Annotated in this window: 1 protein-coding gene; it reads right to left on the bottom strand. The window is 45.2% G+C overall.

The genetic code is table 11. The annotated features are described in order from the left end of the window. Positions 1-533, bottom strand: a 533-nt coding sequence (locus SANK73390_RS06920) for an AMP-binding protein (RefSeq protein WP_462764907.1), incomplete at both ends; no start/stop codon positions are given.

Raw genomic sequence — 533 nt, 5'->3', positions numbered from 1 at the left:
ACCCACTGCCCCCAACGGGACTAACGCGTTGTCTGCTGCTGGATTTAAAACATAACACTGGGCATATTTTAAAGGCCGACCGATATTTACCTGTCCCGTTATTCCTCTCGATCGGGTACTGTTGACCGTACACTCTGTGGGGCCATACACGTTATATACCACTACGCCATGTTGTTGGTATTGAGCTAGGTGCGTCCATAATGTGCTAGAGATAGCTTCTCCACCTATCAATAAATGTGGTGGCGTGAACTCCCCCCAACCTTCTATCCAGTATTGCAATAGGGTCGCAGTACAATCCAATAAGTCAATATCATGTGTCTCAATACAATGTCGCAATAACTCAGGGTCTTTTTTACTCTCATCACTGAGAATAACCATCTTATGACCCCGAAACAGGTAGATTAGACCTTGTACTGAAGCATCAAAGATGTAATTTGCACACCAGCCTATGGTACTCACCCCATCAAACCAATTGGACATGTCACTCGCCAAAGCTTGTACACTGCGATGCTCAATCATCACACCTTTAGGCT

The organism is Pseudoalteromonas sp. SANK 73390 (assembly GCF_054966645.1).
Note: the sequence above shows the minus strand (reverse complement) of the source record. Positions and strands in the feature narration are given on the sequence as shown.